Annotated in this window: 16 protein-coding genes and 1 tRNA gene; 13 read left to right on the forward strand and 4 right to left on the reverse strand. The window is 44.4% G+C overall.

Annotated features, from left to right (window positions below; translation table 11 throughout):
* Window positions 1-44 precede the first annotated feature (44 nt).
* Window positions 45-467, forward strand: coding sequence for a Holliday junction resolvase RuvX (gene ruvX / locus ACFI6G_RS10800; protein ID WP_004735480.1), 423 nt, complete (start codon window positions 45-47; stop codon window positions 465-467).
* Between the two features lie 98 nt (window positions 468-565).
* A complete protein-coding gene (locus ACFI6G_RS10805; RefSeq protein ID WP_016785941.1) occupies window positions 566-727 on the forward strand; it encodes a hypothetical protein in 162 nt (53 codons plus the stop codon).
* A 56-nt stretch (window positions 728-783) separates the two neighbouring features.
* On the opposite strand, the gene ACFI6G_RS10810 is transcribed toward ACFI6G_RS10805, so the two are convergent.
* Together ACFI6G_RS10810 and ACFI6G_RS10815 are read right to left on the reverse strand one after the other, a co-directional pair.
* Window positions 784-1893: a PilT/PilU family type 4a pilus ATPase gene (locus ACFI6G_RS10810; RefSeq protein WP_010435664.1), complete on the reverse strand. Its 1110-nt coding sequence runs from the start codon at window positions 1891-1893 to the stop codon at window positions 784-786.
* Between the two features lie 14 nt (window positions 1894-1907).
* Window positions 1908-2945 carry a type IV pilus twitching motility protein PilT gene (locus ACFI6G_RS10815; protein ID WP_010435660.1) on the reverse strand — a complete coding sequence of 346 codons (1038 nt, stop codon included), beginning with the start codon at window positions 2943-2945 and terminating at the stop codon, window positions 1908-1910.
* Between the two features lie 26 nt (window positions 2946-2971).
* Between ACFI6G_RS10815 and ACFI6G_RS10820 the strand changes: the two genes are divergently transcribed.
* The 7 genes from ACFI6G_RS10820 (at window position 2972) to hemW (ending at window position 7858) form a co-directional block, all read left to right on the forward strand.
* Window positions 2972-3676, forward strand: coding sequence for a YggS family pyridoxal phosphate-dependent enzyme (locus ACFI6G_RS10820; protein ID WP_010435657.1), 705 nt, complete (start codon window positions 2972-2974; stop codon window positions 3674-3676).
* Window positions 3677-3788: 112 nt separating this feature from the next.
* Window positions 3789-4607, forward strand: a complete 819-nt coding sequence (gene proC, locus ACFI6G_RS10825) for a pyrroline-5-carboxylate reductase (protein WP_010435654.1) — start codon at window positions 3789-3791, stop codon at window positions 4605-4607.
* Window positions 4608-4683: 76 nt separating this feature from the next.
* Window positions 4684-5241: a YggT family protein gene (locus ACFI6G_RS10830; protein ID WP_372039411.1), complete on the forward strand. Its 558-nt coding sequence runs from the start codon at window positions 4684-4686 to the stop codon at window positions 5239-5241.
* Between the two features lie 29 nt (window positions 5242-5270).
* Window positions 5271-5561, forward strand: coding sequence for a DUF167 family protein YggU (gene yggU / locus ACFI6G_RS10835; RefSeq protein ID WP_010435651.1), 291 nt, complete (start codon window positions 5271-5273; stop codon window positions 5559-5561).
* Window positions 5562-5591: 30 nt separating this feature from the next.
* The gene (locus tag ACFI6G_RS10840) at window positions 5592-6023 is read left to right on the forward strand and encodes a DUF4426 domain-containing protein (RefSeq protein WP_016768173.1); all 432 of its coding nucleotides are present in this window, start codon (window positions 5592-5594) and stop codon (window positions 6021-6023) included.
* A gap of 48 nt (window positions 6024-6071) precedes the next feature.
* Window positions 6072-6671, forward strand: a complete 600-nt coding sequence (locus tag ACFI6G_RS10845; protein ID WP_010435646.1) for an XTP/dITP diphosphatase — start codon at window positions 6072-6074, stop codon at window positions 6669-6671.
* Complete coding sequence (gene hemW / locus ACFI6G_RS10850) at window positions 6671-7858, forward strand: radical SAM family heme chaperone HemW (protein ID WP_016788326.1); 1188 nt, start codon at window positions 6671-6673, stop codon at window positions 7856-7858. Before ACFI6G_RS10845 ends, hemW begins: the two co-directional genes overlap by 1 nt.
* A 253-nt stretch (window positions 7859-8111) precedes the next feature.
* Here the strand turns inward: hemW and glsB are convergent, their stop codons facing one another.
* The gene (gene glsB, locus ACFI6G_RS10855; protein ID WP_462710273.1) at window positions 8112-9032 is read right to left on the reverse strand and encodes a glutaminase B; all 921 of its coding nucleotides are present in this window, start codon (window positions 9030-9032) and stop codon (window positions 8112-8114) included.
* A gap of 183 nt (window positions 9033-9215) precedes the next feature.
* Window positions 9216-9935 carry a tRNA (guanosine(46)-N7)-methyltransferase TrmB gene (trmB, locus tag ACFI6G_RS10860; protein ID WP_010435641.1) on the reverse strand — a complete coding sequence of 240 codons (720 nt, stop codon included), beginning with the start codon at window positions 9933-9935 and terminating at the stop codon, window positions 9216-9218.
* Between the two features lie 165 nt (window positions 9936-10100).
* Here trmB and mutY point away from each other — a divergent pair, with 165 nt between their 5' ends.
* The 4 genes from mutY to ACFI6G_RS10880 all read left to right on the forward strand — a co-directional run bounded on the left by mutY (window position 10101) and on the right by ACFI6G_RS10880 (window position 12845).
* On the forward strand, window positions 10101-11162 hold the full coding sequence (gene mutY / locus ACFI6G_RS10865; RefSeq protein ID WP_010435640.1) for an A/G-specific adenine glycosylase: 1062 nt from the start codon (window positions 10101-10103) through the stop codon (window positions 11160-11162).
* 28 nt (window positions 11163-11190) lie between these two features.
* Window positions 11191-11463 carry an oxidative damage protection protein gene (locus tag ACFI6G_RS10870; protein ID WP_010435637.1) on the forward strand — a complete coding sequence of 91 codons (273 nt, stop codon included), beginning with the start codon at window positions 11191-11193 and terminating at the stop codon, window positions 11461-11463.
* 69 nt (window positions 11464-11532) lie between these two features.
* Window positions 11533-12666, forward strand: a complete 1134-nt coding sequence (gene mltC / locus ACFI6G_RS10875) for a membrane-bound lytic murein transglycosylase MltC (protein WP_010435635.1) — start codon at window positions 11533-11535, stop codon at window positions 12664-12666.
* Window positions 12667-12769: 103 nt separating this feature from the next.
* A tRNA-Phe gene (locus ACFI6G_RS10880) sits at window positions 12770-12845 on the forward strand.
* Window positions 12846-12905: the final 60 nt, after the last annotated feature.

The following is a 12905-nucleotide window of genomic DNA, read 5'->3' on the forward strand; positions in this document are numbered from 1 at the left end:
AACCAGTAAATAACACCTCAAACACAGACAAATTTGGAAACTTCATGTCACGAACAATTATGGCATTTGACTACGGTACAAAAAGTATCGGTAGTGCGATAGGACAGGAAATCACGGGCACAGCCAGCCCTTTAAAAGCCTTCAAAGCCAAAGATGGTATCCCGAATTGGGATGATATTGAAAAGCAAATTAAAGAGTGGCAGCCAAACCTTATCGTTGTTGGCTTACCAACCGATCTTCATGGTAAAGATTTAGCAGCCATTACACCGAGAGCAAAGAAGTTCGCAAACCGTCTTAAAGGACGCTTTGGTGTGGATGTTGAACTGCATGATGAAAGACTTTCTACGACAGAAGCAAGGGCCGACCTTTTTGAAATGGGCGGCTATAAAGCGCTAAGCAAAGGTAACGTCGATAACCAATCAGCTGTTGTCATTTTAGAAAGTTGGTTTGAAGCGCAATATTCTTAGCAAAAATTAAGTGAGCAAAATTTGAGCTAATTTATGATCCCACACGAATTTAACTCCGTAGTGCCAGAGCAAGTCATAATAAGGACGTGGGAGTTCATATGAAAATTTTTCTAGCAATATTCGCCTCTCTAGCAATCACAGCGTGCAGTTCAATGAGCGGAGGCTCAGCAGGCTATACCGGTGAACAATATCCGACAAAAATTAAATTAGAGAAAGAACGAGGATATTCTGGTAACAACAATAGTTACGGCAATCACTAATTTATCTAGCCAAAAAAACCGCCTTCACAGCGGTTTTTTCAGCATTTAGCATCGATCTAACCCATATCAATTTTAACTCCCGCTAAGGCTCCCACTCCGTAATCGTCATCACCACGTTTAGTCTTGAGCATCAAGCGCAAATCATTAGCGGAATCGGCACTATGGAACGCATCCTCTTCACTGATCTTGCCTGCAACGACTAAGTCATACAAAGCTTGGTCAAAGGTCTGCATCCCAATCTCTTTTGATTTAGCCATTGTCGACTTGAGTTCATGTAACTCACCTCTACGAATCAAATCAGACACCCGTGGGCTGTTGAGTAGGATTTCGAACACACCATGGCGACCACTACCATTCTTATCTCGGATTAATTGCTGAGCAACGACACCACGTAGATTCATCGACAAATCAAATAAGAACTGATCTTTTTGCTCTTTCGGCACCAAGTGAAGAATACGCTCTAGCGCTTGGTTGGCATTGTTGGCATGTAAAGTCGCCATGCAAAGGTGACCGGTTTCAGCAAACGTCATCGCGTACTCCATGGTTTCACGGGTACGGATTTCACCAATCAAGATCATGTCAGGGGCTTGGCGTAACGAGTTCTTAAGCGCGACTTCATAGCTCTCGGTATCGAGCCCAACTTCTCGCTGAGTCACAATGCACTTTTTATGTTCGTGCACGAACTCAATCGGGTCTTCAACCGTCAAGATATGCCCCGAACGGTTGGTATTGCGATACCCCGTCATCGCAGCCATTGAGGTTGATTTACCAGAACCTGTAGCCCCAACCACCAACACAAGTCCGCGTTTTGCGATTGAAAGGTCTTGTAGTACGTCTGGAAGCTTTAATTGTTCGAAGGTTGGGATGTTAGTCTCGATACGTCGAATTACCGCTCCTGGTAGCTCTCGCTGAAAGAATGCGCTAACACGAAAACGACCAAAATCACGCACAATAGCAAAGTTAGCCTCACGCGTTTGTTTGTACTCGTCGCGCCTGTCTTGCTCCATCATCGCATCCAGTAACAGCGCAACCTGAGCCGCATTCAGTTTCTCTCCCTGAGGTCGCAATTCACCATCAACACGAAACAGAACCGGTGCATCTACCGTGATGTAAAGATCCGACGCTTTTTGTGAAAGCATACCTTCAAGAATTTGATTCAATTCCATTTTTATCACCTTGATTAAAACATAGAGGCTTGAATTTCGATCTTTTTCTCGACCTCGTCCGAATCAACCAAACCTTGCGCGATCAATTGCTTCGCATTTTGCTCCATGGTTTGCATGCCATGTGCGGCACCCGTTTGAATGATCGAGTACATCTGCGCGACTTTGTCTTCACGGATCAAGTTTCTAATTGCAGGTGTCGCCATCATTATTTCATGACAAGCCACACGACCACCACCAACACGCTTTAACAGCTTTTGAGCAATCACCGAGCGTAGTGATTCAGATAACATTGAACGAACCATATCTTTGTCGCTACCTGGGAAAACGTCGATAATACGGTCGATAGTTTTTGCCGCAGAGCTTGTATGCAAAGTACCAAAAACTAAGTGACCCGTTTCAGCTGCGGTTAACGCTAAGCTGATCGTCTCTTGGTCACGAAGTTCACCAACAAGAATCACGTCCGGATCCTCACGTAATGCACTGCGCAACGCCGCTTTAAAGCTGTGAGTATCACGATGAACCTCACGCTGGTTTACTAGGCATTTATTATTGGTGTGAACGAATTCAATTGGATCTTCAATCGTCAAAATGTGTTTGTTGTGATTGCGGTTTACGTAATCCACCATCGCCGCCAAAGTTGTCGATTTACCAGAACCTGTAGGGCCAGTGACAAGCACTAAACCTTTCTCGTAGTTCGCAATCTTTTCAAAGATTTCTGGCGCACCAAGCTGATCTAAAGTCGGGATCTCTACAGGGATAGTTCGAAAGACAGCAGCACACCCACGAGCTTGATTAAAAGCATTAACACGGAAGCGACCAACATTGGGTAATTCAAAAGAGAAGTCGACTTCCAATTTTTCCTCAAACTCACCGCGTTGTGAATCGTCCATGATCTCAAAAACTAAACGATGTACATCAGCATGACTCAAAGCTGGTATTCCAAGCTTCCTTACTTCACCATCTATACGTACCATTGGAGATACACCCGCAGAAAGATGTAGATCTGACGCGTTATGCTTTACACTAAAATCTAGTAACTCAGTGATATCCATTTATTTTCCCTTAAGTAAAGTCAGCTATGAGTAGTATTCAACAAAATATCGAACAAATCACCTCACAGATTCGTAGTGCTGAGAAAAAGTGCGGACGAGATCCAGACTCCGTGCAACTTTTAGCCGTCAGCAAAACTAAACCTATTGATGCGATTCTAGAAGCCGCACTCGGAGGCCAAGTTGCCTTTGGTGAAAACTATGTTCAAGAAGGTGTTGATAAAGTAAAACACTTTTCAGAACATCATTCTAATCTAAATTTGGAGTGGCATTTTATTGGTCCAATTCAATCCAATAAAACCCGTCCAATCGCTGAAAGCTTCCAATGGGTTCATTCTGTCGACCGCGATAAAATCGCACAAAGGCTCAATGATCAGCGACCAAGCGAGCTTCCACCTCTGCAAGTTCTCATCCAAGTAAATACCAGCGGTGAAAATTCCAAATCAGGAACGTCAGAAGAAACAGTTTTTGCACTCGCAGAGTTGATTTCGTCGCTCCCTAACCTCACTTTAAGAGGATTGATGTCAATTCCTGCAAACGTCTCTGACTATCAATCACAGCTTAATGCATTTTCTCAATTGGCAAAGCTTCAACAAAAGCTAGTCGCTAAGTATGCAGACATTGATACCCTTTCGATGGGTATGAGTGGTGATATGGATGCAGCAGTTGAGGCTGGTAGCACAATGGTTCGTATTGGAACGGCTATTTTCGGTGCTCGTGATTACGCGAAATAGCACAGCAAGTAACAAGAAATAGCTACAGCAAGCAACAACAAGTAGCAACGAAAAATACAGTATTGATACCGCTTCGCTTTAACCGCGCAGCGACACGCTCAGGATTTTATATATGGAACATAAGAACATCGCCTTTATTGGGGCAGGAAACATGGTTCGCTCAATTGTAGCGGGCTTAGTAGCAAGTGGTTATCCAGCGCAAAAGATTACGGCAACAGCGCCTTCAGAAACCAGAAGGCTGCCGTTAGAGCAAGAATACGGCATCAATACTACCAGCGATAATATTGCCGCAGCTGAGCAAGCAGACGTTGTTGTATTATCAGTGAAGCCACAAATGATGGCTAATGTATGTAACCCCTTACAAAGCATCGACTTTAGTAACAAACTGGTTATCTCAATTGCTGCGGGTATTAATGCGAATCGACTCAATGAGATGTTAAACTGCCAACTGAACCTTGTTCGTGTGATGCCAAACACGCCATCACTGCTTGGTAAAGGGATGAGCGGTCTTTATGCCGACTCAGCGGTCAGCCAAGATGATAAAGACTTCGCTTCTCAGCTGATGCAAGCTGTAGGTGAAGTCAGCTGGGTTGAGCAAGAGTCTGGTATCAACAACATCATTGCGGCAGCGGGGAGTGCTCCAGCTTACTTCTTCCTGTTTATGGAAGCGATGCAAGCTGAGGCAATCAACCAAGGCTTCGACCAAGAAACCGCTCGTAAATTAGTGCAGCAGTCTGCATTAGGCGCGGCAGAGATGGTGGTAGCGAATCCAAATACTGAATTATCTACTCTGCGTGAACAAGTGACTTCAAAAGGCGGAACAACCGCAGAAGCGTTGCGCACGTTCAATGAACATCAACTATCAGACATCGTAGCCAAAGCCATGCAAGCGGCAGTCGCTCGAGCTGAAGAGATGGAAAAACTGTTTTAATACTCGTTACAGTACAAAAGCATTATGTCGTTCGGGTTATACCTAAGCGGCAAGTAAATCCGAAAAAGGAAACAATATGAATTCGATGAGCTTTCTGATCTCGACCGTTTTTGATCTTTACATCATGGTTGTGATCTTGCGTATCTGGCTACAAGCATCACGTGCAGATTTCTACAACCCGTTCTCACAATTTATCGTAAAAGCGACACAACCGGTTGTAGCCCCACTACGCCGAGTGATTCCATCAATCGGCAGCCTTGACTTTGCGACTGTTGTTTTCGCTTATGTACTGTGTGTACTTAAGTTCGTCGCTCTAAACTTGATTATCTCTGGCGGTGCGGCTGTATTTGATATCAGCTTCCTGATCTTTGGCGCCCTTTCTCTGCTCAAAGCGGCGGGAGGTTTAATTTTCTGGGTTCTACTAATCCGTGCAATCCTGAGCTGGGTTAGCCAAGGCCGAAGCCCAATCGAGTACGTGTTCCATCAACTGACTGAACCAATGTTAATGCCTATTCGCCGTATCCTTCCTGACATGGGTGGTTTCGATCTAAGCGTACTGGTTTTGTTTATTGTACTGCAGTTTGCAAACTTCCTAATGGGCGACATGATCGGCCCTATTTGGTATCAGCTATAATTCAAGTACGAACATCAGGTACTTTGACGATGCCAAAAGCCGTTTGGGCCGAGGAGGACGATATTCTTCTTAGGCTTTATATCCAACCCAAAGCAAGCCGCGATAAAATCGTTGGCCTGCACGGCGAAGAACTAAAAATTGCCATTACCGCACCACCGGTTGATGGCAAAGCCAATGCCCACTTAGCGAAATACCTTGCGAAACAGTTTAAGGTCGCTAAAGGGCAAATTAAGATAGAAAAGGGAGAGCTCGGTCGGCATAAGCAAGTTCGAATATGCTCGCCAAGCCAAGTCCCAACTGAAGTCAAAGCCATCCTATGATGGCTTTTTGCTATTTATTGGAGTCACTCTATGCGTCTATGGATTACAGCACTACTCACCGCTCTTGTTGCCCTACCAAGCTCAGCAGGACAATTTAAAAACATTAAGGATGTCGAGGTTCACTACTCGGCTTTTAACTCGACATTTCTAACAGCTCAAGTCGCTAAGCAATATAAGCTTAAGCGAAATGGCTACTCAGCGATTCTGAACATCAGCGTTTTAGACAAAGCTTCCCTTGGCAAGCCAGCAACAACGGCTAAAATCACGGGAACAGCGAAGAACCTTGTAGGCAACACTCGCACGCTTAACTTCCGCGAAATAAAGGAAGGTGATGCGATTTATTACCTAGCTGAGTTCCCTGTAACACACGAAGAAAACATCACTTTTAATATCGATGTTAACGCAGGTTTGAAAGGCACTGGCCCACTGCGATTCACACAAAAATTCTATATAGAAGAGTAGCTTCAACCACCACTTTTCTGTTCACTAACTTATTAGAGCCACATCCCCATGAGTAAGATTGTTTTAGCCACAGGCAACCAAGGTAAAGTTCGCGAGATGGCAGATATTCTGTCTGAGTTTGGTTTTGACGTTGTCGCGCAAAGTGAGTTTAACGTTTCAGAAGTCGCTGAAACGGGAACAACTTTCATTGAAAATGCCATCATCAAAGCTCGCCACGCTGCGAAAGAGACGGGGCTACCAGCCATTGCTGACGATTCTGGCTTAGAAGTTGATTACCTTAATGGTGCACCCGGTATCTACTCAGCGCGTTACTCAGGTGAAGGGGCGACTGATAAGCAAAACATCGAAAAGCTTTTAGATGCTATGCAAGGTGTCGACGTTGAAAAACGTACCGCTCGTTTCCACTGTGTGTTGGTTCTAATACGTCACGAAAACGATCCAACACCATTGGTGTGTCACGGTAAATGGGAAGGTCGTATTCTGACTGAAGAACACGGTGAGAATGGCTTTGGCTACGATCCTGTATTCTTTGTGCCAGAAGATAACTGCGCCTCAGCAGAGCTTGAATCGTCGCGTAAAAAGCAACTATCACACCGTGGTAAAGCCCTCGCGTCATTATTTAAGACTCTCAAAGAGCAAGCTCTGTAATGCACAATACAGCGCTAATTCCACCCGCACTTAGCCTTTATGTCCACATCCCATGGTGTGTACAAAAGTGTCCGTATTGTGATTTTAACTCTCACGCTCTCAAAGCCGAGATCCCAGAAAAAGAGTACATCGATGCACTGCTTGAGGATCTCGACACTGACATTGAGAAATATCAGCTCGATGGTATGCCTCGTCCGCTACATTCGATCTTTATTGGTGGCGGAACCCCAAGCCTGTTTTCTCCTGAAGGAATTGGCCGATTGCTACAAGGCATTGAACAGCGTATCCCGTTCAAACCTGAAATAGAAATCACCATGGAAGCCAACCCGGGAACTATCGAAGCTGAGCGTTTTGCTGGTTACCAAAAGGCAGGGGTGAGTCGAATCTCGGTAGGCGTACAAAGTTTTGAGCAAGAGAAACTGGAAAGGCTTGGGCGTATTCATGGTCAAGATGAAGCGGTCAACGCAGCTCACTTAGCGCATAAGATTGGATTAAATAGCTTCAACCTAGATCTAATGCACGGCTTACCGGATCAAAGCATTGATCAGGCCTTGGCTGATCTAGACAAAGCGATCGAGCTCGACCCTCCACATTTGTCTTGGTATCAGCTAACAATAGAACCTAACACCATGTTCTATTACAAAACGCCCAAACTGCCTGACGATGATGACCTTTGGGATATCTTCGACTTGGGTCATAAGAAGCTCGCAGACGCAGGGTATGTGCAGTACGAAATTTCAGGCTACAGCAAGCCGGGATATCAGTGTCAGCATAATCTCAACTACTGGCGCTTTGGTGACTACCTAGGTATTGGCTGTGGCTCTCATGGCAAGCTGAGCTTTGCAGATGGACGTATTGTTCGAACCACTAAGGTTAAACACCCTAGAGGCTACCTAGCAGCGTATCAGAATTTAGTGAAGCCCTATCTGTCAGATGAACTTGAAGTCACTAATGAAGACCGCCCTTTTGAATTTTTCATGAATCGCTTCAGGCTAATGGAAGCGTGTCCAAAGCAAGACTTCATTGATACGACGGGGCTAGACTTTGACTCGATCCAGCCAACAATAGAGTGGGCAAAAGATCTCGGTTACTTGAGCGAAACCGACACTCATTGGCAGATTACCGAAAAAGGAAAGCTGTTCCTAAATGATTTGCTGGAAGCCTTTATGGCTGAAGAAGACGAATAGTTCGAGATTCGAGAAGTATTGCGTAAGGGTTGGCTTAAGGGTCAACCCTTTTCTAATTTGAGCGCCGACAAATAATAGATTCCCGATTACGCTCCTTCGTCGCTATCGGGAATGACGGGTATCAAGCAAGTCTTATCCCGCAAAAGTTAGAGGTCAGTACGTCGAAAGTTACAAACACACCGTCATCCTCAAGAACGAGGGCGAATGAGTTGGGGATCTCTTGTAAATGTAGAACCCCAGCTTAAAAGCGCTTTTAGAAAATAGAACGACCAATTCGCTCAGAAAGCAGCTCTAGCGCCTGAGTGCCCGCTAACGAGTTGCCCGAAGGATCCAGCTCTGGAGACCACACTGCAATCGTCATTTCGCCAGGAACGATGGCAATAATACCGCCACCGACACCCGACTTGCCCGGCATACCAACGCGGTAAGCAAACTCACCTGCCCCATCGTACAAACCACATGTTGCAAGCAAAGCATTCAACTGCTTGGTTTGCACAGGTGTGATGATCTCTTTCTTGGTCTGAACCGACACACCTTTGTTCGCCAAATAGCTAAAGGTTTTCGCCAAGTCCACACATGTCATTTTAAGTGCACAAGCATGAAAGTAATTGTTGAGTACGGGGATAACATCGTTCTCAAAATTACCAAATGAACGCATCAAGTACGCGATAGCCGCATTACGATCGCTGTGCATCATCTCAGAAGCCGCTACTATCTTGTCATACACAATATGAGTGTCACCCGATAACTGGCGCACAAACTCTAATAAGCGATGTCTCGGTGCTGACAGGCGGCTTTGTAATAGATCCGCTACGACAATAGCACCTGCATTGATAAACGGGTTACGAGGAATACCATGCTCCATTTCAAGCTGAATCATCGAGTTAAAAGCTTGACCTGAAGGTTCCTTGCCTACGCGCTGCCAAATTTCGTCTGGCTTATAAAGCACCATAGCTAAGGTCAAACTCAGTGCTTTCGATATTGATTGCACGGAGAAAGCTTGGTTGGCATCACCCGCTTGAATGACTTCACCTTCATTAGTGTATACCGCAATCGCCAGTTTCTGGTTCGATACGCGAGCCAATGCAGGAATATAGTCAGCGACCTTTCCCTGACCAATTAAGGGACGAACTTCGTCTAAAATCTCGGCTAAAATAGCTTGAGTTGGTTTCATGTGAGCTTACTTCTTATTGTTATTTTTGTAGGGGTATAACATTCAATTTTGTCCTTAAACTTCTAATTTGATAAAAGCCTAAGGACAAAAAAGCCAACACTACAATAATGTTGGCTTTTATCAATCCCACAAAATGTAAGGTTAAGATCTTAATCCGATCTCACCTTCATTTTTTGTTCAGAATTACTTGGTACGCTTGTACTTGATATCCCAAACACCATGACCTAAACGGTGGCCCCGAGCTTCAAATTTCGTTAGCGGGCGCTCATCCGGACGGGGGATGTAATCACCATCTTCAGCAATATTCTCGAATCCTGGAGCTACGTTCATCACTTCAATCATATGTTCTGCGTAGTTTTCCCAGTCTGTTGCCATGTGGAAAATACCGGTATCAAGTTGCAGCTTACCGCGAACCATCTCTGCAAACTCTGCCTTAACGATACGACGTTTATGGTGACGAGCTTTGTGCCATGGGTCAGGGAAGAACAGTTGCAGCGTATGCAGGCTGCTATCTGGAATCATGTGCTCAAATACTTCGACTGCATCGTGACACATTACGCGTAGATTCGTCACACCCGCATCGCGAGCTGTACCCAAACATGCACCAACACCTGGGCTATGAACTTCAATACCTAAGAAGTTTTTCTCAGGCGCATTCTTTGCCATTTCAACCAGTGATGCACCCATACCGAAGCCAATTTCTAGTACAACAGGGTTATCGTTGCCAAATACTTCTTTCCAGTTAAGAAGCTCTGGGTTGTAGTCGATACCCATTGTTGGCCAACATTCGTTCATCGCGTTCTCTTGGCCTTTTGTTAAGCGGCCTTCACGGCGAACAAAACTACGGATCTTACGAACCAGTTTGCCGTCTTCAGTATATTCGTTAGTGGTCACTTCACTCATTGATTTTTGCCTGCACATTGATTAATCAAAGCGGGGATTATCCAAAGAATTGCCTCCGGTGCAAGTCTTTCCGTGGATAAATTCCCACACAATTTGTCTGTTTTACATCCAACCGTAAGTGTGGTGCAATTTCACTCCTAATAATAGCAAAGCATAGAGCATGTCGTGACTCCTTTCGCAACCGCCATATTAAAGTGGTATGACGCCTACGGGCGTAAAGAATTACCTTGGCAACAAAACAAAACCGCCTACACCGTTTGGCTATCTGAAATTATGCTTCAACAGACTCAGGTTGCTACGGTCATCCCATACTACCAGCGCTTCTTAGAACGTTTTCCAACGGTGATTGACCTAGCGAATGCCGAACAAGATGAAGTACTCCACTTATGGACGGGGCTTGGTTATTACGCACGAGCTCGCAACCTTCACAAAGCAGCCAAGATCGTTGCTGAGCAGTATGGTGGAGAGTTTCCGCTATCGATTGAAGAGATGAACGCGCTACCAGGTATTGGGCGCTCTACGGCAGCAGCAGTACTGTCATCCGTTCACAAGCTTCCTCATGCGATTCTTGATGGTAACGTTAAGCGTACACTGGCGAGAAGCTTTGCCGTTGAAGGTTGGCCTGGGCAAAAGAAAGTTGAAAACCAGCTTTGGGAACACGCTGAGGCAAACACGCCCAACCAAGATGTCGATAAATACAATCAAGCAATGATGGACATGGGGGCAATGGTTTGTACTCGTAGCAAGCCAAAATGTACCTTATGCCCGATTGAAAGCATGTGTGAAGCTAAGAAGCTCGATAGACAGCTCGAATTCCCGGGCAAAAAGCCTAAGAAAGAAAAGCCAGTAAAAGAAACATGGTTTGTGATTCTGTATCACGACAACCAAGTGTGGCTCGAACAGCGCCCTCAATCTGGTATCTGGGGAGGACTATTCTGTTTCCCTCAAAATGAAAATGCAGAGGTCGAACACCAACTAGATCTTCGTTCGATCAAAGACAATGAAACCGATTCAATCAAGACAATGATCGCGTTTAGGCACACTTTCAGCCACTACCACTTAGATATCACGCCAGTATTAGTAAAATTAGATAAACAACCAGATTTGATAATGGAAGGGACTAAAGGTCTCTGGTATAACTTATCAAAACCGGAAGAAATTGGCCTAGCCGCTCCTGTAAAGCAGCTTATTGAGAGCCTACCCTTTGAACTAAACGACGACGTTTGAATAAGCGAACGCGATAAGAGGAACCACTATGAGCCGCACTGTATTTTGTGCTCGCCTTCAAAAAGATGCTGAAGGCCTAGATTTTCAACTTTACCCAGGTGACTTAGGTAAGCGTATCTTTGACAACGTCTCTAAAGAAGCTTGGGGACAATGGCAGAGCAAGCAAACTATGCTCATCAATGAAAAGAAGCTAAACATGATGGACCCAGAACACCGTAAACTTCTTGAAACTGAGATGGTTAACTTCCTTTTCGAAGGTAAAGATGTCGTTATTGATGGCTATACTCCACCAAGCGAATAAGACATTTATTTAAGCAATTTTTAATGACATCATAGTTCACGCTACGGTGTCATTTTTGTTTGAGGAACTATGAAAAAGCTAAGTTACTTCCTAATAACCTTGTTATTAACAGGGTGCAGTCGTGAATTTGTCGAAAGCATTTATGATGTTAATTATGAACCGACCAACCGATTCGTAAGTAATTTGGCGGAGCTACCCGGTCAATTTGAAAAAGATACGGGCGCATTAGACTCTTTAATCAATAGCTTTTCAGGCAATATCCAAAAGCGCTGGGGAAGCAGTGAAGTAAAAATAGCGGGTAAGAGTAACTATGTGAAATACATAGATAATTACTTGAGTCGTTCAGAGGTGAATTTTAGCGAAGGCCTCATAACGGTAGAAACTGTTTCCTCCACAGATCCTAAAAAACACCTAAAAAACGCAATAATGACAACGCTTTTAACGCCAGATGATCCAGCGCATGTCGACCTGTTTTCTTCCAAAAGCATCAAGTTAGAAGGTCAACCTTTTCTCTACAATCAAGTTGTAGACCAAGAAAAAAAACCAATCCAATGGACATGGCGCGCGAATAAGTTTGCCGATTATCTGATCGCTAATAACCTAAAAACCAAAGAAATCGACTTTAAAAAAGCTTACTACGTTGAAATTCCTATGGTGGCCGACCACGCCAGTAAACGTAGTTATAAGTATGCTGATATAGTGCAACGAGCATCTCAGCGTTATGACATTCCTGAAGACTTGATTTACGCGATCATCAAAACAGAAAGCAGTTTTAACCCATACGCTGTGAGCTGGGCTAATGCCTATGGACTTATGCAGGTTGTCCCAAAAACCGCAGGTCGAGATGTCTTTAAGCTTGTCAAAAAGAAACCTGGAGAACCAAGTCCTGAGTATTTATTCAATCCAGAAAACAACATAGATGCTGGCACTGCGTACTTTTACATCCTTAAAAATCGTTATTTGAAGGACGTGCAACACCCGACAACTCTCGAATACAGCATGATCTCAGCATACAACGGTGGTACTGGTGGCGTACTCAATACCTTCAGTAAGGACAGAAAGCGGGCAATGCGTGACTTAAACTCATTGCAACCTAGTCAAGCTTACTGGGCACTTACAAAGAAACACCCAAACAAAGAGTCGCGTCGATACTTAGAAAAAGTAACAAAATTCAAGAAAGATTTTAACCAAGGTAAAACGTAAGCCTCACTTTTGAATAAAAAAACAACTAACGAACGTTTTTTTTGATTATTTTCAAAAAAGGTGTTGACGGTTATGCAGAAAATCCGTTTAATAGCGCTCCGTTGCCCGGATAGCTCAGTCGGTAGAGCAGAGGATTGAAAATCCTCGTGTCGGTGGTTCGATTCCGCCTCCGGGCACCACAATTTGATTTGTTGGTGTCATTACTCTTTAACAGGGAGTAACAACACGAACAAAAGCAT

The organism is Vibrio sp. PSi01 (assembly GCF_054960695.1).